Here is a 21,589-nt window from a genome sequence, read left to right on the forward strand (position 1 = left end):
GATGTCTTTACGAAAAATTTACACTTTGTAATATTGTAATTTGATAAAATAAAATTAACTAAATTATAGTAAAAAAGTTTCAAGGGGAAGTGTGAAGAGAATGGAATTATCGAAGGGGAATGCAGTAAATTTAAATGATACAGCTTATTACAATAATCGAGAGTTAAGCTGGCTAGCATTTAATGAACGTGTACTACAAGAAGCGCAAGATGGAAAAAATCCACTTTTGGAAAGATTGAAATTTATTAGTATTTTTAGTTCGAATTTAGATGAATTCTTTATGGTACGTGTAGCGGGATTAAAGGATCAAGTGAGTGCTGGATTTAATCAGCCAGAAAATAAAGCTGGCTTAACACCAAAAAAGCAACTAAATAAAATTGCGATAAAAGCCCATGAACTAATGACAGTACAATATGATACATTTAAAAATTATGTATTGCCAGCGCTTGAGTTAGAGGGAATTGAACGTTTAACATTCCATGATTTGACGAAAGAGCAGCGAGAATTTATAGAAGAGTATTTTGATGAGCAAATTTTTCCGGTGTTAACCCCTGTAGCTATTGATGCATATCGCCCATTTCCAATGTTATTAAATAAAAGTTTGAATTTAGCTACTCTTTTATATGATGAGAAGCAAGCGGAGGAAGAGAATCGGACGAAGCTAGGAATTGTACAAGTTCCTTCATTACTTGAGCGCTTCATATTTTTACCGAGCGAAGGGCAAAAGCATAAATTTATTTTATTAGAAGACGTAATTAGTAGCTTTACTCATAAATTATTTACGGGATATACAGTATCATCTGTTACTCGTTTCCGTATTACACGCAATGCAGATTTAACGATTCATGAAGAAGGTGCGAGAGATTTATTAAAGGTAATTGAAAAAGAATTAAAAAAACGTAAGTGGGGGGGGGGCTGTACGTTTAGAAGTTGGGAAAGAACACATTGATGAAAGAGTATTAGCGTTATTATATGAGGTTCTGGAAGTAAAAGATGAAGATGTATATATAATGGATGGGCCATTAGATTTAACATGTTTGTTTTCTTTATATAAAAAACTAGCTCCTTTATATGAACATCTTGTATATCCGGCTCTTATTCCGCAACCGCCTCAAGATTTAGGTGATGAAGAAGATGTATTTGAAAAAGCAATTGAGCATGATATTTTATTACATCATCCTTTTGAATCATTTCAGCCGGTAGTTGATTTTGTCCGTGATGCGGCAGACGATCCAAATGTACTTGCGATTAAACAAACGTTATATCGAGTAAGTGGTGATTCACCAATTATTCAGGCGTTAAAGATAGCGGCTGAAAAGGGAAAACAAGTGACGGTATTAGTTGAATTAAAGGCAAGATTTGATGAAGAAAACAATGTTCATTGGGCTAAAGAATTGGAACAGGCAGGCTGTCATGTTATTTACGGTGTAAGTCACTTGAAAACACATAGTAAAATTACGTTAGTTGTAAGAAGAAAAAACGGAAAAATCGAAAGGTTCGTACATCTTGGAACTGGAAACTATAATGATGCAACAGCGAAGTTATATACTGATTTTGGATATATTACATCAAGAAAAGACTTTGGGGTTGATGCAACCAATTTCTTTAATTATTTAAGTGGTTATACAACAAAGCCACATTTTCATCATTTATCTGTTGCTCCATTTGATATAAGAGAACAATTTATGGATTTAATAGATGAAGAAATCCGTTATCATAGGCAATATGGAAATGGATATATTATCGCTAAGATGAATTCATTAACAGATAAACCATTAATTAAAAAAATGTACGAAGCATCACAAGCTGGAGTAAAGGTAGAGCTCATTGTTCGAGGAACATGTTGCCTACGACCTGGTATTCCAAATGTAAGTGAAAATATTCGTGTAGTTAGTGTTGTTGGAAGATATTTAGAACATAGCCGTATTTATTATTTCCATCATAATGGGGAGGAGAAAATATATTTATCTTCAGCTGATTGGATGACGCGAAATATGGAGAAGCGAGTGGAAATATCTTTCCCGATATTAGATATTGAAATGAAGGCACGAATTAAGGCGATTTTACAGCTTACATTAGCTGATAATGTGAAAACACGTGAACAAAATAAAGATGGTGATTACTATTATGTTATTAATGGTAGTACAGAAGAAATTGATAGCCAAGTGAAGTTGTTTAAGATGGCGTATCAAAATACAGATGCTGAATAATGAAAAAAGTAAAAACCTCTTATGTCTATAAGAGGTTTTTACTTTTTTCTACTCATATGCTCCCAAAATGGGAGGATGAGTAGAAACAATAGTTTTATTATAAGCGTGTAATAAGGTGGCTCGTTGAGAGAATAACATTTGAAATAATCGTTATTTTAACTTAGTAATAGTATGGTTGTTGACATGGTCCACCGTAACAAGGATAAGGTGCTGGCGGCGGGAAAGGTGGTGGATAAGGTGGGTAAAATGGTCGAGGGCCGAAAGCTAATGCTCCGCCGAGTAATCCACCAGCAATTCCAGCTAGAAAGGGAACGCCAAAAAACGGGAAGAAGCGTGAGTCGCCTACTGGACCAATAGGTGCTGAACGGACTAGGATTGGTTGATAATATGGATACATGAACATACCTCCTTTATTGGACTCACTTTCATCATATGGTAAATGAAACGTGGATGAGCGCGTACAAGAAAGGATATGCAAGAAAATAGGCGAATTATTACGAATGTTGGAGTGTAAAAAGTGTAATTTCAGGTTTTGACATAAAACGGAATGGAACACGCGTTCTTCCTAGGCCTCGATTAACATAGAGAGTTAAATCTTGAATTGTATAGAAGCCTTCAATATAGTCTTTGGCGAGTGATGGTGTAATAATAGCTCCTAAAAAAGGAATTTGTACTTGTCCGCCGTGGCTATGACCAGAAAGTTGCAAGTTGATTGGATATCTGGAAACTTTGGGCGCGATATCTGGTTCGTGAACAAGAACAATGTTATAAGTATTTTGTCGTGCATGCTCTAATGTTTTCTCTATTTTGGGTTTGCCTAGTAGTATATCATCGAGACCGAAAATAGAAATCTCACTATTATCCATTAGACGAATTCTTTTTTCATTATTTAGCAATAGTTCAAATCCAGATTCACGCATGATGTGCTCATAGTATTCAGTTCCATATCCACCGTGATCATGGTTACCATAAATAGCGAATTTACCGAAGGGGGCTTGTATATTTTTTAAAATGGATGCAACGAAAGGAGTGTCAGTATACGTTTGGTAATTATCAATGAGATCTCCAGTAAAAAGGACAATATCTGGATTTACAGCATTAATTTTAGAAACAACTTGAGATAAATGTTGAAGCGAGAAATAGTATCCAAGATGTAAATCGCTGAATTGAAGAATTTTCATACCATGAAAACTTTTTGGGATGAGTTGTGATTTTAATGTGTGCTGTGTAAAAGAAATGAAATGGGGTTCTATATATTTAGCATAGTAGTATCCAATGCCACTGGTTATAAATGAATAGAGACAAGTGCGCATACCAATTTTTAAAAAATTTCTTCTTGTAATGTGCTTCATAAAAATATGAGTATACCTCAATGTTTTTATTCCATTTATAGGCTACTCGAATCTCCTTTCAGTTTATTTAAAATATACTTTACATAATAAAAATTTAGTATAGATTACGAAAAAAAATGAATGAAAAGAAAATTCTTTACATTAAAATATCAGAAAAGTTTAAAAATATAAAGATTTCTATTAAATAAAGTGATAAAATGAATGTGTATTCATTTTTTGGAGGGGATGTATGTGAAAGAGAAGGTAGTTATTATAACAGGTGGATCGAGTGGAATGGGAAAAGGAATGGCGACTCGTTTTGCAAAAGAAGGGGCACGAGTTGTTATTACAGGACGTACAAAGGAAAAACTAGAGGAAACAAAGCTGGAAATTGAACAATTTCCGGGGCAAGTATTACCTGTACAAATGGATGTAAGAAATACGGATGACATTCAGAAAATGATTGAACAGATTGATGAGAAGTTTGGTCGAATTGATGTTTTAATAAATAATGCAGCTGGAAACTTTATTTGTCCAGCAGAAGATTTATCTGTGAATGGTTGGAATTCAGTCATTAATATTGTGTTAAACGGTACATTTTACTGTAGCCATGCTGTCGGAAAATCTTGGATTGAAAAAGGTATAAAAGGGAATATCATTAACATGGTAGCAACATATGCATGGGATGCAGGTCCAGGAGTTATTCATTCGGCTGCAGCGAAGGCAGGGGTATTAGCGATGACGAAGACGCTCGCTGTTGAGTGGGGACGTAAATATGGAATACGAGTTAACGCTATCGCGCCAGGACCAATTGAACGTACGGGCGGTGCTGATAAATTATGGATTTCAGAAGAAATGGCTAAGCGTACGATACAAAGTGTTCCGCTTGGAAGGCTGGGTACGCCAGAAGAAATCGCTGGTCTAGCTTATTATTTATGCTCAGATGAAGCTGCGTACATAAATGGAACTTGCATGACAATGGATGGAGGACAACATTTACATCAATATCCATTTTAAAAGGGATAAAAAAATGAATGTTTGATTCATTTTTTTATGGTTAAATGTGACGGAATTGTGACATATGAAAGAAAAGTGTTTACAAGAGGTCATATATACGTTATATTTAAGACCTCTTTTTTCTTCATAGTAGAATTGCTAATTCCCCTTAGCATTTTACCCCTCTAATCCCTTCAGGAAAACTGAAGGGATTTTTTATTATTTTTCCGTAAATATCATGTTATAATTTTTGAAAAGTAAAGGGAGGGAAGCACGTTGATAGATGCATTAGATGTAATGAGTAACTTGGATAAAGTCCTTCCTTATTATCAAGCTATTTTTAGTGCTGATGAGCATACTGTAATTGGATATGAAGTAGTAGGACGTATTCAAACAGAAGAGGGCATACAAAGTTTAGCTTCTTTCTTTCACGATGATTCGATTCCAAGTGAATTTCAACTGGAAGCGGATAATATTATAGTAGAAAAAGCTTTAAATCGTTATTTAGAAAGCGATCAAAAATTATTATTATTTATACATCGGAATGCTAATGTATTAATGAATGATGATGATGAAAGCTTGCTTCAACTTTTATTGAGGTATGAAGAACAAGGTTTAAATTTAAAACAAATTGTTTTAGAGATTACAGAACATGAATGTAAAGAAGATATAGAGCAATTTAATCATTTGCTTATGTATTATCGTACATATGGTATTCAAATTTCGATTAATAAAGTCGGAACGGGCACAAGTAATTTAGAGCGTATTAGCGTGTTAGCACCTGATATTTTAAAAGTAGATTTAACGAATTTAAGGCAAACAGCACTTTTACAATCTTATCAAGATATTTTATATTCTTTATCATTACTTGCTAGAAGAATTGGTGCAACTTTGTTATATGAAGAAATAGATGCTTTTTATCAACTGCAATATGCTTGGAAGAACGGCGGAAGATATTATCAAGGTAATTATTTGAAAGAATGTTTACCTGATTTTATTGAAACGAATGTTTTGAAAGAGCGACTTGGTAATGAATGTCATCAGTTTATTCAGCATGAAAAGAAGAAGTTACAAAAAATTTATAATTTGACAGAGATGTTACGCGATCGCATTGGCGATGTTTTATCAAAACAAAAAAAGAATGAAGATATAAATGATTGGTTATTACAATTTAGTCAAAGTGTATCACAGTGTAGTTTTCGTATATTTATTTGTAATGAAGATGGTTTCCAACAATCAGGAAATGTTATGAAAAAAGATGGAGAATGGATTGTGATGCCGGATTATTATATGAAGAACTGGAGTTGGCGCCCGTATTTTCTCGAGAATATCATGAAAATGCGTTTTGAGAATAAGGCAAGGCTTTCAGATTTATATGCAGATATCGAAACGGGCGAAATGGTACGAACATTTTCTTTCCCAATAGATGATGACAACTTTTTATTTATAGATTTATCTTATGAATATTTATATGAAGAAGATGTTTTATTTTAATGCACGAAGAGATTCGTGCATTTTTTGTTTGTTTTTATCATAAATTGGTAATAGTGAAAATGGTGATGAAAATGCTGTCTATCGTTGTAAAGATTTTACGAACGAAATCTGTCCTTTCTTTGCATAATCATTGTTACAATGAATACTACAAAGACAAGTTCTTTTAAAAGGAAGGTGAAAAAATGAGGAAATATGGAATATGGCTTGTTCTATTTGTATGTGTTGCCTTTCTAGTTGGTTATAGTGTTACGACTGTTTTAGGGAAAGAGGAAGTGAAAGTTGATCGGAAAGAAGTATTTACAACGATACAAAAAGGCTATGAAACCCAGTTTTCAATTCGTGGGAAGCATTTGCCGATGAATAAGATGATAGAGACGTTATCACCGTATTTTACAGATAATTTCCTTCAAGTGTTTACAGATGAAAATAGCAGAAGTGATAAACAAAGTGGTGAATATTTACTTCCGGCAAAAGAAGCACCGTTTTCTTTTAATTCAGAAACGAAAATATCGTATGATGAAGAACATAAAAATTTATATGTATATGAGCGGACAAAAAGTGGACAATATCAAATTGTAACATTGAAAAGGGATCAAGATAAATGGAAGTTAGCAGGATATCATGAAAGTCAGGAACTCTTAACTGAAATAAAAAGGTTGCAACAATTATAAAGTGAAACTTTTAATCAGTGGGAGGGATTACTAGCCCATCTAACTCCTTTGCTTTAGCTAAATTTTTTGGGTTTTACTACCTACAAATAGCGGGATAAGAATAGGAATAGGTATTTACCTATTCCTATTCTATATTGAGTAGTTTTTGTAACTTTTCAATTTGAAAACCTGCAACTACTTCGCCATCAATTACGACTGTTGGAGTTGAATAAGAATCATAGTCGTTTAAAAGACGATTGCGAGCAGCAGCGTCTTTTTTTACGTCAAATTCTTCATATGCAACGTTATTATGCTTCAAAAATTCTTTAACAATAACACATGGCGGACAATCAGGTTGTGTATAAACCTCAATTTTTTTCATTGTAATTCCTCCTTTTTTCTGTTTTTTATTATATTCTTCCAGTATAAAAACCGCAATAAAGAAGGGGAAATATGTTCTTTCTGTTTTTTCCTTCGCATTTCGACAAATTTTTAGTTGAGTTTCTGGCCAATAACCTTTATCCTAGAGTGTGGAACATTTTTTCTGTTATGACGGATAGAATGAGTATAGCTGTAAAACCTATTGGTAGGAAGATCAGAGAAAGGAGAGATTTCATGTCTCTACTCCAAGGAATTTTAACTCGACTTGTTAGTCTACAAGAACAAGCTGAAAGCGGTGAAGTAGCACAACGCTATTTTGAAGTGAACGGTGAGCGCAAATGTAGCGTGAAATTTTTCGATAAAAGTGAAATGTATGAGTTAGAAGTGTATCAACAAGGTGAAAAACCTCAAGTGTACCAATTCGATAATATCGACATGGTTGCAATTGAGATTTACGATATCATTTCTTGATACATATAAAAAAGGTACTGCCATATGGCAGTACCTTTTTTAGTTCTATTACTTTCCAGCGTAATGTATAGAATTTTTTTATTTTTCCTACAATGGTATTAAAATGAAAATTTAATCTGTGTAAGTTTGCCTATCCATGTGGATAAGTAGTCCCGCCAACCGGATGAATATGTGAAGCTAAACTTCTCACAATTGCTGGGTTCTGCAAATAGTGGGAGAAATATAACTAGGAGGTTATCGTATGGAACATTTACCAGTTGTGATTTGTCCTAATTGTCAAAGCTCTGCTGAGATTACTCATGTATTAACGGCTCAATCTAATCAAAATGTAATTTATACGTGCCAAGTTTGTCACTTTGTAATTCGAAATATTGAAACGAATAAAGGATAGGAAGTTATAATTTTAGTTTTTGTCCCATACAATGAGAATACGAAAAGTCTGTCTAATTGAAAGGACGTGACTCTGTGGACGGTGCACATAAATTTTACAATGTTTCAGAGAGACATTTAAATTTTGATATGGTCTTTAGCCGTATTTGTAGTTTCATTGAAAAGGATCCACGAAATTTATATCGATTATCCATTGGGACAGACTCGCAAGCACATCAAAAGGATACGAGGTTTATTACAGCAATCCATATTCATCGTGTTGGAAAAGGTGCCTGGGGTTGTTTACACCATAGATCAGTAAAAGATAAGCCAGCAACCTTACGTGAGAAAATATATTTAGAAACGCAGTTTAGTCAAGAAATCGCATGTCTATTTACACCTACTCATATACAAACAATATGGGAGTTATTGCATCCTTATGCTCAAGATGGGGCTGGATTCATAATGGAAATTCATTTAGACATTGGGAATGATGGTTTAACAAAGGAATTTATTTTAGATATGACAGAAAAAATTCGAGCGATGGGATTAACTGCAAAAATTAAGCCGGATGCTTATGCGGCGTTTAGCTATGCAAATCGATATACGAAATGACTTTTTGTATGTTTACAATTGCTACATATCTTTTGGTAAAAACTGAATATTACATCTATTAAATAGGTTAAATTTTTTATATAATAAGAGTAACGATGCGATTGTAAGGAGAGGGGTATATGCAAAGGGAAGTTGTTTTAACGAAGGAAGAAGAAAGTTTACTACTAGATATTTTATTTCAGCAAAATTATGCAAGTGAAATTTTAGCTGTGGAACTTACAGATATTGAGAATGGTTTGAAACAGACGGATGTGATGCAATATAAAAAAATCACAAGGTTATTTTACAGATTAAAAAATAAAGGGTATTAAGCGCTACCGGAATGGTAGTCTTTTTTTTGTGCTGTATGCTAAAATAGCTGTGTGATTGTATTTTTATTGAAATAAATTTAGGACAAAATAATAATATGAAAACGCTGTCATAAAATGTGAATAGAGTTATGAACATAAGCAGGAAAAAGGGAAAATGGGGGATGTAATATGATTAGTATTCCGAAAGACGAATTTCAACAAATTCTTGTGAAGGATTTAATGATTTCATCGGAAAAAGTAGCTCATGTCCAAATTGGAAATGGTTTAGAACATGCTTTACTCGTTCTTGTGAAATCTGGATATTCGGCGATACCTGTCTTAGATCCAATGTATAAATTACATGGTTTGATTAGTACTGCCATGATATTAGATGGTATGTTAGGATTAGAGCGTATTGAGTTTGAAAGACTTGATGATATGAAAGTAGAGCAGGTGATGAAGGAAGATATACCTTTTCTTAAATTAGAAGATTCATTTGCAAAAGCTTTAGAAATGACAATTGATCATCCTTTTATTTGTGCTGTTAATGAAGAAGGCTATTTTGAGGGGATTTTAACACGTCGTGCTATTTTAAAATTGTTGAATAAGAAAGTAAGGCAACATAATCGATAACGTGAGAAAAGTGACTTCATAGAAACGAAGAAGTCACTTTTTTTCGTGCATATCACTTGTGTATGTATTATATTTAAAAAGACATAAAACATAAGGAAAGTTTGCGCTGGAAAATTGTATTTTCTGAATGAAAGCTTGTTGAAATAAGGTGTATGGAAGCTAAGGAAAGAGGGAGAAAGTTGCAAATTGATGATTTTCAAATGATGGTTGTGTTAGCTCAGGAATCAAATATGAGAAAAGCGGCGGAACGTTTATTTGTTTCCCAACCTGCGCTGAGTCAACGATTACAATCTATGGAGAAACAATGGGGAATGAAGTTTTTTATTCGCTCACAAAAAGGATTGACAATTACACCTGAAGGGGAAAAAGTTGCAAATTATGCCAAAGAAATGTTGCAAAAGGAAGAGGATATAAAAAGTGAGCTAGCTGTTTTTAGAACGGAAACTCATGGAACGTTAAAAATAGCTGTTGCATCAGTTATTGGTCAATATTGGCTTCCTCCTGTTTTGAAAAAGTTTGTGCATAAATATCCTTCTGTAAAGATATCGCTGTTTACTGGATGGAGTAGTGAAGTGCAAAAGCAGTTTTATGAAGGAGACGTTCATGTTGCTATACTGAGGGGAACACAAGAATATAAAGGTCAAAAGCAAAAATTATTTGAAGATGAACTGTATTTAGTTGATAAAGAAATAAAAGATATTTCGATGCTAAAAGAAACAAATAGGCCGTTCATTCAATTTAAAAGTGACTCGACTTATTATGGACAAATACAAAATTGGTGGTATGGTTTATTTTCTAATCCGCCTAAGCGAACGATTGTAGTTGACCAAATTGAAACATGCAAACAACTTGTTTTAAATGGTATAGGTTATGCCCTTTTACCTTCTACTGTTTTAAAGGAAGTACAGGAAAATATGTATAAAACACCTGTTCAATTGACGAGAGAAACATGGTTGTTAACAAGTGACTCAGCAAGGCAGTTGAAGCAAGTACAAGCATTTTTAGAAATTATAGAAGAAATTCAAAGGGAAAAATAAGATTATTATCTTGCTACTCGCTCTTTCGTTTGGTAGAGTAACATTATAAATGGATTTAGGAGGCAACAAGAATGAAAATGATGGACGCTAACGAAATTATTTCGTTTATTCAAAAAAGTGAAAAGAAAACTCCTGTAAAGGTATACATAAAAGGGGATTTAAAAGAAGTAACATTCCCTGAAACAGTACAAGCATTTGTGAATAAAAAATCAGGTGTATTATTCGGAGAATGGTCTGAAATTAAGACAATTCTTGATGAGAATAATAAGCACATCGTTGACTACGTTGTAGAAAACGATCGTCGTAATTCTGCAATCCCAATGCTTGATTTAAAAGGTATTAAAGCTCGCATCGAGCCCGGTGCTATTATTCGTGACCATGTTGAAATTGGTGACAACGCTGTAATTATGATGAATGCAACAATTAACATTGGTGCTGTAATTGGTGAAGGTTCTATGATCGACATGAACGCAGTACTTGGTGGACGTGCAACAGTCGGTAAAAACTGTCACGTAGGTGCAGGTGCTGTACTTGCAGGTGTTATTGAGCCACCTTCTGCAAAACCAGTTATCGTTGAAGATGATGTAGTAATCGGTGCAAACGTAGTTGTTTTAGAGGGTGTTACAGTAGGTAAAGGTGCAGTTGTAGCAGCGGGAGCTGTTGTAACAGAAGATGTGCCTCCATACACAGTTGTTGCAGGTACTCCAGCACGTGTAATTAAAGAAATTGATGAGAAGACAAAAGCAAAAACAGAAATTAAACAAGAGCTTCGTCAATTAAACCCAGAGAAATAAAAAGAAAAAAAGCGTAAGAGCGTAAATGGGCTCTTACGCTTTTTATAGATAGAGGTGCAAAAATGACAGTAAGCAAATTTGTCCAAATTCGTAGAGATCTACATAGAATTCCAGAAATCGGATTTAAGGAATGGAAAACACAACAGTATATTTTAGATTATATAGGAACGCTTTCTCATGAATTTGTGGAAGTGAAGACATGGAAAACGGGTGTAATCGTTAAAGTAAATGGAAAAAATCCAGAAAAAATAATAGGTTATCGTGCAGATATAGACGGTTTACCAATTACAGAGGAAACTGGATATGAGTTTGCTTCTATTCATGAAGGAATGATGCATGCATGTGGCCATGATGTACATACAACAATCGGTTTAGGCCTTCTAACGAAAGCTGTGAGCGAAAGAATAGATGATGACCTTGTATTTCTATTCCAGCCAGCAGAAGAAGGACCAGGCGGTGCTCTTCCTATGTTAGAAAGTGAAGAGTTAAAAGAATGGAAACCAAATATAATTCTTGGTCTTCATATTGCACCAGAATACGCTGTAGGGACAATTGCAACGAAAGAAGGACTGTTATTTGCCAATACTTCAGAATTATATATCGATTTAAAAGGGAAAGGTGGCCATGCTGCCTATCCGCATACTGCAAATGATATGATTGTTGCAGCGAGTCATCTTGTTACACAGCTTCAATCCGTTATTAGTCGCAATGTAAATCCTCTTGATAGTGCAGTAATTACAATCGGAAAAATTACAGGTGGTACGGTTCAAAATATTATTGCAGAAAAATCTCGTTTAGAAGGAACGATTCGAACATTATCAGTAGAATCAATGAAGCGTGTGAAAAGCAGAATTGAGGCAATTGTTGCAGGTATCGAAGCTTCTTTCCAGTGTGAGGCGATTATAGATTACGGAGCAATGTATCATCAAGTATATAACCATGAAGAGTTAACGAGAGAGTTTATGCAATTTGTACATAAACAAACAGATATGAATGTTATTACATGTACTGAGGCAATGACAGGTGAAGATTTTGGTTATATGCTTCGAGAAATCCCTGGATTTATGTTTTGGCTTGGAGTAAATTCAGAATATGGTTTACATCATGCGAAATTAAAGCCAGACGAAGAAGTGATTGAAAAGGCAATTACATTTTTAAGCCAATATGTAAAGTGGAAAGGGAATAGAAAATAAAACTTCCGCTTTCTTGAAGTTTCCAAAAAAAATTTTGTTCTGAGGTGTAAGTAACGCTCGTATAGATTGATTTTAGGCGTTTATATACAAATGAAAGAATAAAGTTAATTGGACTGTTTTAATAATGAGCAGGGGGTTTTTAGCCACTGCTCATTATTAATTATTTGACTAACTTATATATGTTTACTTTTAGTATGAAAAGTGTGTAAAATCAATGTGAAACATAGAAAAAAGGGTGGGGAATTACGTGCAAATTAGCAGTGCGATTTTATGTTTCGTCTTATATGCGTATGTTATTATTGCGGCGGTTTATTTTGGGATAAGTTTTTATGCCTATCGTCTAGTAGATAATAATGAATATGACGAAACATACAAATGGGTGAAGAGATATTTATCACCTGTACTAGAAATTATGAATGGGTTTGTGCTCTTTTTATTTATTGGATTAATTGCTTTCTCAACGAGTTTAGTAGGGAATAAAACTACGTTATTTGTATTGGGTATCATTATTTTTATGCTGTTAGGAATAAGGATTGGTAATACGGTCTTTTGGAATGAAAGAAAAGTAGATGGTTGGACGGGAATGTTAATTCCGTGTATGTTAGCTGCAATCGTGACAAATATAGAACATGAATATTATCAATTACATTTTTGGCTCATTATCGTTTTAACAATTCTTTCTGTTTTGTATATAAGCACAGTAGTACTAACATATATTGCACATGAAAAAGGAGATGTTAAAGGCACTCGTTTCTTTAGAGGACGGGCATTATTTTGGAGTGTGCCGACGATGGCAGTTATCGCGCTTATTGCGATATTAGTAAATGGATATCAATTTTCTAATTGGCAACTATTTTTAGAAAATTGGTGGATCTTTATCTTTTCGTTTATTGCTTTTTTAGGTGCAACGCATTATTTATTTCATCAACATCATTACATATGGGCGTTGTTATTTGCATTCATACAGCTGCTATTTGCCTTTTTTGGTCAAGAAACATTATTATTCGTTTTTGAAACATTTAGTTCGTTTGGAAATATATTTGTATTTGCTATGTTACTTGTTGGTATCGCTTTTTACTTGCAACAATATTTTTATATACAAAAACAAAAATAAGAGCTAATTACAGTTTTTGTGACGCATATAAAGTGTGTTACACTGAAAATAAATAGTACTTGAAGTTATTGGAGGAATTCCTGTGGGTGAGAAAGAAAAAGAGTTTGCTGTCATTGGACTTGGTCGCTTTGGTGGAAGTATTTGCCGAGAACTAGCTCAATTAGGTATGGAAGTAATGGCAATCGATTCAGATGAGGATAAAATTAATGAATTTGCAAATATAGCTTCGCATGCTGTAATTGCAGATTCAACAGATGAGATGGTATTAAAAAGCCTTGGTATTCGAAATTTTGATCACGTAGTCGTTGCTATTGGAGATAATTTAAATTCAAGTATTTTAACTACTTTGATTTTGAAAGAATTGGGTGTAAAAAATATTACTGTAAAAGCTCAAAATGATTATCATGAAAAAGTGTTAAGTAAAATAGGTGCAGATCATATTGTGCATCCAGAACGTGATATGGGAAAAAGGATTGCTAATAATATTGCATCAAGCAATGTGTTAGACTACCTTGAGCTTTCAGATGAGCATAGTATTGTAGAGATTATTGCGAATAAAAAAATTGATGGGCACTCTTTAATTGAATTAGATATTCGTGCGAAGTTTGGATTGAATATTGTAGCAATTAAACGAGGTAAAGAAGTTATCGTATCCCCTCGGGCTACGGAGAATATTCAAGCAGGAGATATATTAATTGTCATTGGTCATGACGATGAAGTGGATCGATTTAAACACTTTTTAAGATAAGAGAAAAGAAAAGGACAATGCCTTCATAGCATTGTCCTTTTTCTTATATTTCCATAATGATTGGTAAAATCATTGGACGGCGTTTCGTTTTCTCATATAGGAATGGAGCTAATGTGTCTGTAATTTCATTTTTAATTTCAGACCATTGTGTTGTTTTACGCTCCATTACTTTTTCTAAATGAGTTGTAATTAATGTTTGTGCATCATTGATTAAATCGCTGCTTTCACGCATGTAAACGAAACCGCGTGAGATGATATCAGGTCCTGCTGCAACTTTAAATTCTTTCATATCAATGCTTACAACTACAATTACAAGTCCTTCTTCAGAAAGGATACGACGATCTCGTAATACGATATTGCCGATATCCCCAATACCGTTTCCATCAATGTAGACCGAACCAGATGGGATTTTTCCAGCTACGCTAGCTTCATCAGAACGTAAAGCAAGAACATCGCCATTATCCATAATGAAGCAATTTTCTTCAGGGATACCACAATCATTTGCTATGTTCATGTGCATACGCTGCATACGATATTCACCATGAATTGGCATGAAGTACTTCGGTTTAATTAGACGTAACATTAACTTTTGTTCTTCTTGCCCACCGTGTCCACTTGTATGGATATTTGAAAGTTTCCCGTGAATTACATCAGCGCCAGCGCGGTACAACATGTTAATTGTACGACTTACGCTAATTGTATTTCCTGGAATTGGTGAAGAAGAGAAAACAACTGTATCTCCAGGAATAATTTGAATTTGGCGGTGTGTACCGTTTGCAATACGTGAAAGTGCTGCCATCGGTTCACCTTGACTACCTGTACATAAAATAACAACTTTATTAGCTGGTAAGCGGTTTAGTTGAGATGCATCTATGAATGTATCTTTCGGGCAACGAATATAACCAAGGTTTTGTCCGATTTCAATCGCTGCTTCCATACTTCGACCAAACACAGCTACTTTACGGTTGTTTTCAACAGCAGCTTCAATAACTTGTTGTAAGCGGTGAATATTTGATGCAAAGGTTGCGAATATAATCCGTCCGTCTACTTTACGGAAAATGTCTTGAATGCTATCACCAACGCGACGCTCAGACATAGTAAAGTTTGGAACTTCACTGTTCGTACTATCAGATAATAGACATAGCACGCCATCTTTACCGATTTCAGCCATTTTTGTTAAATCAGCTGGTTCACCAACTGGTGTGAAATCAAATTTGAAATCACCTGTATGAACAACTTGACCTTGAGGTGTTTTCACAACAACGCCGTACGAATCTGGAATACTGTGAGTTGTACGGAAGAAGGATACAGACGTTTTTTTGAATTTAATAACGTCATCTTCTTGAATTTCGTAAAGTTTTGCTTTACGAAGTAAGCCGTGTTCTTCTAATTTGTTTTTGATGAGTGCAATTGCTAATTTTCCGCCGTAAATCGGGATGTTCACTTGACGTAATAGGTAAGGGATTCCGCCGATATGATCTTCGTGACCATGTGTAATGAATAACCCTTTAATTTTATCTTCGTTTCGCACAAAATAAGTGTAGTCTGGTATTACATAATCGATTCCGAGAAGTTCGTCCTCTGGAAATTTAATTCCAGCATCAATTATAATAATTTCATCTTGAAATTGAACAGCGTATGTATTTTTACCGATTTCACCAAGCCCACCGAGAGCAAATACAGCAACTTGGTCGTTTTTTAGAAATTTCATATCGCTATACGATTTCCGCTAATGTTAAATCAGCGTTTTCTTTTTCATATTCAAGATGAGCGCCAGTAACAGACTGAACAAACTCGATATTATATGCGAACTTATTTAATTTTGTACGAACATCCTTTTCAGACGTAGCCTCTAAATATAAAACTTTTGTATTTTCACGTACTGGAACCTCAGTTAATTTTTCTTGATAAAATACTTTAAAAATCATTTGGAAAACCTCTCCTTGTCTATGTTTTGCATTATCTGTTACTTATTATAAAGCAAACAGTCACGATTTTCATGTTTTTTCGAATGAGAATGAAGAAAAAGCCCGAAATGGGCACAATTTAAGCGATTGTCTTTTTACGGACTAGACCGTTTAAATAACGCTTGAGCTTTTTCTTCAGCTTCTTCAGCATGATTACTCCTTCCTTTCCTTATTTTAAACATGCATATTACTAGTGAAAATTCTATCTCTGATATAAGAGATAGGACAAAAGTGAATGGTGAGTCTTGTCCTTTCCCATACAGTGAAAGTTATTCTATAGTAACGATTAGTAGCCGTTAGTTATAGGTATAGTATGAGGAAGAATGGAAAAGAAAATTCATCCGAACAAGTATCCACATGTTTTACTAATATATATATGCAAAGTTTACAAATAAGGTCAGAAAGGGAACGCTTTCTTCACAGATGTTTAATATGTTATACTTTTTTTTAGAATTTGAAAAGTGATATTCAAAATAGGAATATAGAGTGCCAGAAAGGATTTTGACAAATGAATGATAAAATTGTCTTTTTTGATATTGATGGAACATTATTAGATCATGATAAAAAAATTCCACAATCTACACGAGATGCAGTAAAACAGTTACAAGAAAAAGGTGTACATGTAGCAATTGCGACAGGGCGCGCGCCATTTATGTTCGAAGATATTCGTAAGGAACTTGATATACATAATTATGTTAGTTTTAATGGACAATACGTTGTCTTTGAAGATGAGGTAATATTTAATAATCCGTTACATCCAGATTCTTTACATAAGTTTACTCAGTTTGCAAAACAAGAAGGATATCCACTTGTATATCTTGACCATCAAGATATGAGAGCATCAGTGGAATATCATGATTATGTGAAAGAAGGCTTTGGAAGCTTAAACTTTGAGCATCCACCATATGAGCCTAATTTTTATGAGGAACGTAATATTTATCAAACACTACTTTTTTGTGAAGTAAATGAAGAGGAAAAGTTTATTAATCATTATCCAGATTTTCATTTTATTCGTTGGCATGCATATTCAATGGATATCATTCCGAATGGTGGTTCTAAGGCAAAAGGAATTGAGAAATACATTGAAAAGTTAGGTTTTAATCGTGATCAAGTGTATGCATTTGGAGATGGTTTAAATGATTTAGAAATGATCGAAGCCGTTGGCACAGGTATTGTGATGGGAAATGGCCATGAAGACTTGAAAAAACTTGCAAATCATGTGACAAAGGATGTTAGTGAAGACGGTATATATCATGGACTAAAGTGGGCTGGATTGCTATAAGTGAATATGGAACCCATTTCATAATAAAGAGGCGGAAGATTAATGAACTGACCCCAAAAAGTTAGACAAAGAAGTTAAGCGACTGATTGGATGTGAGTCCGGTATTGTACTGGACTCATTCCATTTAACTTCACTTTAATTCTTTTGTGATTATAATAATGAATATAATTCTCTAATTCTATCTTAAAATGCTCCATACTTTCAAAATCTTTAAGATAGAATAATTCAGATTTTAATAAGCCAAAGAAGTTTTCTATGACTGCATTGTCCAAACAGTTTCCCTTACGGGACATACTTTGGATAACCTTATGTTTTTTTAGTGATTGTTGATATATCTTCATCTGATAATGCCATCCTTGATCTGAATGAAGAATAGGAGTTTCTCCATCATTTAAGCGTGTAAAGGCTTTATTAAGCATTTTTGATACAAGTGAATACACAGGTTTATTTTCTATATTGTAAGCTATAATCTCCCCGTTATATAAGTCTAAAACAGGAGATAAATATAGTTTTTTACCATGGAGATGAAATTCAGTGACATCTGTTACCCACTTTTCATTAGGCTTAGATGCATTAAATTCACGCTTCAAAATATTCTTTGCGAATTTCCCTACTTCTCCCTTATATGAACGGTATTTTTTTATACGAACCATGCATTTTAATCCAATAATATTCATTAAACGACGAACTGTTTTATGGTTTAATATATATCCACGGTTACGTAATTCTAATGTGATACGACGATAACCGTATCTACCATAATTCTCTTCAAAAATCTCTTGGATTAATTCTTTAATGTTCTTATATTTATCTGGACGTTCCATTTGTTTAATCCAGTAATAGTACGTACTGCGGGCAATACCAGCGATTTTCACAAGATCGATGATTTTGTATTCGTGCCTTAATTCATAAATTACCTGTGCTCTGTCTTGATCTATGATTTGTTCTTTTTCTGAACTAAGGCATTTAACTTTTTTAAATAATCATTTTCCATACGTAAAAGTTCATTTTCTGCTTGTAGTGCTTCTATAGACCCCTCAACTAGCACTGTATCTTTTTTGGGTTGCACCTTAACCTTCTTATTTTTCATAGCTGGACGTCCCTTCCGCTTTGAACGTAGGGCATCCACACCATTTGAATCATAAGCTACTTTCCATCTACGAATTATTTCAGGAGAGGAAATATTAAAAATTGCCGCTGTTTCTCTAATAGATGTCCCTTGCGTATCCATATATTTAAGCACATCTAGTTTATACTGAAGCGAATAAGTTGTATAGCGTTTTTCAAAAGCTTTTTCTCCAAATGCCTCATATTGTTTGATCCACTGATAAATTACACTAGAATGAATCCCTAGAGATTTAGCAAGCCTTTTTCCACCATCTATTCCATTAAAATATTGTTTTACTATCTGTATCTTTTCTTTAGGAGAAAACTTTCCCATAAAAAAATACACCTCCAATTGTTAATTGTGTCTAACAATTGGGGTGCACATCATAACTTCCGCCTCTTTATTATTATCGCTCTAGAGGTTTGGAATCATCAGGAGCGGCAAAAGGATTTTCTTTATTGATATGGTCATAGAACATAACGCCATTTAAATGGTCAATCTCGTGTTGGAATACGATTGCTGGTAAACCTTTTAAACGTAATTTTACTTCTTCCCCGTTAATAGAAGTTGCTTTTACTGTAATTCTTGTATAACGAGGAACATAACCAGGTACTTCGCGGTCTACAGATAGACAGCCTTCACCGCCCTGTAAATATGTACGTTCAACAGAATGGCTAATGATTTTTGGATTGAATAATGCATGGCTATATAATGTACCGTCCGCATCGGTTACATGAACTGCAATCATTTTTTTTGAAACACCGATTTGCGGAGCCGCTAATCCGATTCCAGGGCGTAAACTATATTTTTCAGCCATTTCAGGATCTTGGCTATTTATTACAAATTCAATCATTTCTTTTAGGGTAGTTGTATCTTTTTCGCTTGCCGGTAATGAAACATCTTCTGCAACGTTGCGCAAAATAGGATCTCCTTCGCGAATAACATCTTTCATTGTAAGCATATGTAATCTCTCCTTTTCTCTTTAGTCTACCAAAGGAGATGGAAAAAGTCATCGGCAAGAAAGGGAAGGTATTTTGGAAATCGTTCTATTATAGAGTATTTATGTATGTGATAAACAGAAAAAGACGGCAAAGCCGTCTTTTTCTTTCCATAGTTGTTTCGTTTTACATTAGCGAATGCAAGCAGCACCAACGATAATTAAAAGAATAAACAACACAACGATTAAGGCGAAGCCGCGTCCAGACCCGCCACAAGAACCGCCATAACCGTAGGAAGGATATGAACAAGTTGGATAGCAATATGAGTATCCGTACATGAGATGACCTCCTTTATCATTTCCCGCTAATACTGCGGTTACTATAATGTATGGAAGAGAGGGTAGAAATGTATAGGTATTTACCTAAAAAAGGAAGGATAGTTTGTATATTTTTGTTACGAAGAGAGAAAAACTAAAGAGAATTAAATCGTTTACATATTATTCTAAGAGAAAAAATAAGTGAAAAAGGGAATAATATAACAGTAGGTCAATGCTTACTAATACAGATGTAAAAAATAAAAACACGTTTGTGTAGTAGAAACCTGCATATTATTTATAAAAAAACGTATTCAAAGTAATTGACATCGTAATTAGAATAGTTGTAAACTAAAAAACGTGATCAAGATTGTATTAATATGTTTCTGAAAAAACATTAGTACAGATTGTTAGGTACACAAAATTATTCTCAACCGACAGATAAACATGTTGGTTTACATCGTTGCGCTTTTTAAACTGGAAAATAGCCAGTGAAAGCGTTTCAGAATATGGTTCAAGAGAGGAAGAGGTGAACGGAATGGGTACTAAAACAAAAAAGACCCTATTTAATGTTGATGAGCAAATGAAAGCTATCGCAGCTCAATTTGAAACATTACAAATTTTAAATGAAAACGGTGAAGTTGTGAATGAAGCAGCTATGCCTGAATTATCTGATGATCAATTAAAAGAATTAATGCGTCGTATGGTGTATACTCGCGTATTAGATCAACGTTCTATTTCTTTAAACCGTCAAGGACGTTTAGGTTTCTACGCACCTACAGCTGGACAAGAAGCTTCTCAATTAGCGAGTCATTTCGCACTTGAAGCAGAAGACTTCATCTTACCAGGATACCGTGATGTACCACAATTAGTATGGCACGGACTTCCATTATATCAAGCATTCTTATTCTCTCGTGGACACTTCATGGGTAACCAAATGCCTGAGAATGTAAATGCATTAGCTCCACAAATCATTATCGGTGCGCAAATCATCCAAACTGCTGGTGTTGCGTTAGGTATGAAACTACGTGGTAAAAAATCTGTTGCAATTACTTACACTGGTGACGGTGGTGCTTCACAAGGTGACTTCTACGAAGGTATGAACTTTGCAGGTGCATTCAAAGCTCCAGCAATCTTCGTTGTTCAAAACAACCGTTATGCAATCTCTACTCCAGTAGAAAAGCAATCTGCAGCTAAAACTGTAGCACAAAAAGCAGTAGCAGCAGGTATTTACGGAATTCAAGTAGACGGTATGGATCCATTAGCTGTATACGCAGCAACTGCTTTCGCTCGTGAGCGCGCAGTAAATGGCGAAGGTCCTACTTTAATCGAGACTTTAACATTCCGTTACGGTCCACATACAATGGCTGGTGATGACCCAACTCGTTACCGTACAAAAGATATCGAAAACGAATGGGAACAAAAAGACCCAATCGTACGCTTCCGTAAGTTCTTAGAAGCTAAAGGCCTATGGTCTCAAGAAGTTGAAGAGACAGTAATCGAAGAAGCAAAAGAAGATATCAAACAAGCAATTGCTAAGGCTGACCAAGCTCCAAAACAAAAAGTAACTGATTTAATGGAAATCATGTACGAAAAAATGCCTTACAACTTAGCTGAACAATATGAAATCTACAAAGAAAAGGAGTCGAAGTAA

23 protein-coding genes and 1 pseudogene are annotated in these 21,589 nt (G+C 34.4%); 16 read left to right on the top strand and 8 right to left on the bottom strand.

The features are described 5' to 3' along the window. Nucleotides 1-100 precede the first annotated feature (100 nt). A pseudogene (locus MHI28_RS27200) lies at nucleotides 101-2,210 on the top strand (polyphosphate kinase). Nucleotides 2,211-2,370: 160 nt separating this feature from the next. Here the strand turns inward: MHI28_RS27200 and MHI28_RS27205 are convergent. Then, nucleotides 2,371-2,607 carry a hypothetical protein gene (locus MHI28_RS27205; protein WP_000283734.1) on the bottom strand — a complete coding sequence of 79 codons (237 nt, stop codon included), beginning with the start codon at nucleotides 2,605-2,607 and terminating at the stop codon, nucleotides 2,371-2,373. A gap of 97 nt (nucleotides 2,608-2,704) precedes the next feature. Beyond that, complete coding sequence (locus MHI28_RS27210) at nucleotides 2,705-3,562, bottom strand: metallophosphoesterase (RefSeq protein WP_340828340.1); 858 nt, start codon at nucleotides 3,560-3,562, stop codon at nucleotides 2,705-2,707. A 231-nt stretch (nucleotides 3,563-3,793) separates the two neighbouring features. On the opposite strand from MHI28_RS27210, the gene fadH reads away from it, so the two are divergent. From fadH to MHI28_RS27225, 3 genes are all read left to right on the top strand, one after another. Beyond that, nucleotides 3,794-4,558 carry a 2,4-dienoyl-CoA reductase gene (gene fadH, locus MHI28_RS27215; protein WP_340828341.1) on the top strand — a complete coding sequence of 255 codons (765 nt, stop codon included), beginning with the start codon at nucleotides 3,794-3,796 and terminating at the stop codon, nucleotides 4,556-4,558. A 255-nt stretch (nucleotides 4,559-4,813) separates the two neighbouring features. Continuing rightward, nucleotides 4,814-6,031, top strand: a complete 1,218-nt coding sequence (locus tag MHI28_RS27220) for an EAL domain-containing protein (RefSeq protein ID WP_000564306.1) — start codon at nucleotides 4,814-4,816, stop codon at nucleotides 6,029-6,031. 182 nt (nucleotides 6,032-6,213) lie between these two features. Beyond that, on the top strand, nucleotides 6,214-6,702 hold the full coding sequence (locus MHI28_RS27225) for a DUF3993 domain-containing protein (RefSeq protein WP_001233816.1): 489 nt from the start codon (nucleotides 6,214-6,216) through the stop codon (nucleotides 6,700-6,702). Between the two features lie 124 nt (nucleotides 6,703-6,826). Here the strand turns inward: MHI28_RS27225 and MHI28_RS27230 are convergent, their stop codons facing one another. After that, the gene (locus tag MHI28_RS27230) at nucleotides 6,827-7,063 is read right to left on the bottom strand and encodes a glutaredoxin family protein (RefSeq protein WP_000717872.1); all 237 of its coding nucleotides are present in this window, start codon (nucleotides 7,061-7,063) and stop codon (nucleotides 6,827-6,829) included. Nucleotides 7,064-7,296: 233 nt separating this feature from the next. Here MHI28_RS27230 and MHI28_RS27235 point away from each other — a divergent pair, with 233 nt between their 5' ends. The 10 genes from MHI28_RS27235 (at nucleotide 7,297) to MHI28_RS27280 (ending at nucleotide 14,326) form a co-directional block, all read left to right on the top strand. Next, nucleotides 7,297-7,533, top strand: coding sequence for a YkuJ family protein (locus tag MHI28_RS27235; RefSeq protein WP_000055151.1), 237 nt, complete (start codon nucleotides 7,297-7,299; stop codon nucleotides 7,531-7,533). Nucleotides 7,534-7,774: 241 nt separating this feature from the next. Next, on the top strand, nucleotides 7,775-7,924 hold the full coding sequence (locus MHI28_RS27240) for a hypothetical protein (protein WP_000400650.1): 150 nt from the start codon (nucleotides 7,775-7,777) through the stop codon (nucleotides 7,922-7,924). Between the two features lie 74 nt (nucleotides 7,925-7,998). Then, the gene (locus MHI28_RS27245) at nucleotides 7,999-8,517 is read left to right on the top strand and encodes a ribonuclease H-like YkuK family protein (protein WP_000348492.1); all 519 of its coding nucleotides are present in this window, start codon (nucleotides 7,999-8,001) and stop codon (nucleotides 8,515-8,517) included. Nucleotides 8,518-8,636: 119 nt separating this feature from the next. Continuing rightward, nucleotides 8,637-8,828, top strand: a complete 192-nt coding sequence (abbA, locus tag MHI28_RS27250) for an antirepressor AbbA (protein WP_001188692.1) — start codon at nucleotides 8,637-8,639, stop codon at nucleotides 8,826-8,828. 168 nt (nucleotides 8,829-8,996) lie between these two features. Continuing rightward, nucleotides 8,997-9,440, top strand: a complete 444-nt coding sequence (gene cbpB / locus MHI28_RS27255; protein ID WP_000623573.1) for a cyclic-di-AMP-binding protein CbpB — start codon at nucleotides 8,997-8,999, stop codon at nucleotides 9,438-9,440. Nucleotides 9,441-9,592: 152 nt separating this feature from the next. Next, nucleotides 9,593-10,477, top strand: a complete 885-nt coding sequence (locus MHI28_RS27260) for a LysR family transcriptional regulator (RefSeq protein ID WP_003261853.1) — start codon at nucleotides 9,593-9,595, stop codon at nucleotides 10,475-10,477. Between the two features lie 71 nt (nucleotides 10,478-10,548). Next, nucleotides 10,549-11,271 carry a 2,3,4,5-tetrahydropyridine-2,6-dicarboxylate N-acetyltransferase gene (gene dapD, locus MHI28_RS27265; protein WP_000783241.1) on the top strand — a complete coding sequence of 241 codons (723 nt, stop codon included), beginning with the start codon at nucleotides 10,549-10,551 and terminating at the stop codon, nucleotides 11,269-11,271. 62 nt (nucleotides 11,272-11,333) lie between these two features. Continuing rightward, a complete protein-coding gene (locus tag MHI28_RS27270) occupies nucleotides 11,334-12,464 on the top strand; it encodes an N-acetyldiaminopimelate deacetylase (RefSeq protein WP_000218671.1) in 1,131 nt (376 codons plus the stop codon). Between the two features lie 247 nt (nucleotides 12,465-12,711). Further along, nucleotides 12,712-13,578 carry a hypothetical protein gene (locus tag MHI28_RS27275; RefSeq protein WP_001167320.1) on the top strand — a complete coding sequence of 289 codons (867 nt, stop codon included), beginning with the start codon at nucleotides 12,712-12,714 and terminating at the stop codon, nucleotides 13,576-13,578. 82 nt (nucleotides 13,579-13,660) lie between these two features. Further along, a complete protein-coding gene (locus MHI28_RS27280) occupies nucleotides 13,661-14,326 on the top strand; it encodes a potassium channel family protein (RefSeq protein WP_000504032.1) in 666 nt (221 codons plus the stop codon). A 43-nt stretch (nucleotides 14,327-14,369) separates the two neighbouring features. On the opposite strand, the gene rnjA is transcribed toward MHI28_RS27280, so the two are convergent. Further along, the gene (gene rnjA / locus MHI28_RS27285; RefSeq protein WP_000670375.1) at nucleotides 14,370-16,037 is read right to left on the bottom strand and encodes a ribonuclease J1; all 1,668 of its coding nucleotides are present in this window, start codon (nucleotides 16,035-16,037) and stop codon (nucleotides 14,370-14,372) included. A gap of 4 nt (nucleotides 16,038-16,041) precedes the next feature. Further along, complete coding sequence (locus MHI28_RS27290) at nucleotides 16,042-16,254, bottom strand: DNA-dependent RNA polymerase subunit epsilon (RefSeq protein ID WP_000576435.1); 213 nt, start codon at nucleotides 16,252-16,254, stop codon at nucleotides 16,042-16,044. A gap of 547 nt (nucleotides 16,255-16,801) precedes the next feature. On the opposite strand from MHI28_RS27290, the gene MHI28_RS27295 reads away from it, so the two are divergent. Beyond that, nucleotides 16,802-17,575 (top strand): Cof-type HAD-IIB family hydrolase, encoded by a 774-nt coding sequence (locus MHI28_RS27295; RefSeq protein ID WP_000998271.1) that lies wholly within the window; start codon nucleotides 16,802-16,804, stop codon nucleotides 17,573-17,575. 74 nt (nucleotides 17,576-17,649) lie between these two features. On the opposite strand, the gene MHI28_RS27300 is transcribed toward MHI28_RS27295, so the two are convergent. The 3 genes from MHI28_RS27300 to MHI28_RS27310 all read right to left on the bottom strand — a co-directional run bounded on the left by MHI28_RS27300 (nucleotide 17,650) and on the right by MHI28_RS27310 (nucleotide 19,959). After that, a protein-coding gene (locus tag MHI28_RS27300; protein ID WP_327947199.1) for an IS3 family transposase occupies nucleotides 17,650-19,016 on the bottom strand; the annotation gives its coding sequence in 2 pieces (ribosomal slippage) (nucleotides 17,650-18,554 and nucleotides 18,554-19,016; 1,368 coding nt in all). 73 nt (nucleotides 19,017-19,089) lie between these two features. Further along, on the bottom strand, nucleotides 19,090-19,644 hold the full coding sequence (def, locus tag MHI28_RS27305; RefSeq protein ID WP_000957043.1) for a peptide deformylase: 555 nt from the start codon (nucleotides 19,642-19,644) through the stop codon (nucleotides 19,090-19,092). Nucleotides 19,645-19,812: 168 nt separating this feature from the next. After that, nucleotides 19,813-19,959, bottom strand: coding sequence for a YjcZ family sporulation protein (locus MHI28_RS27310; protein ID WP_000274562.1), 147 nt, complete (start codon nucleotides 19,957-19,959; stop codon nucleotides 19,813-19,815). Nucleotides 19,960-20,473: 514 nt separating this feature from the next. On the opposite strand from MHI28_RS27310, the gene pdhA reads away from it, so the two are divergent. Further along, entirely contained in the window at nucleotides 20,474-21,589 is a 1,116-nt protein-coding gene (gene pdhA, locus MHI28_RS27315; RefSeq protein ID WP_000536895.1) for a pyruvate dehydrogenase E1 component subunit alpha, read from the top strand.

The sequence above is a fragment of the Bacillus sp. FSL K6-0268 genome (assembly GCF_038005425.1).
Classification (GTDB): Bacteria; Bacillota; Bacilli; order Bacillales; family Bacillaceae_G; genus Bacillus_A; species Bacillus_A thuringiensis_S.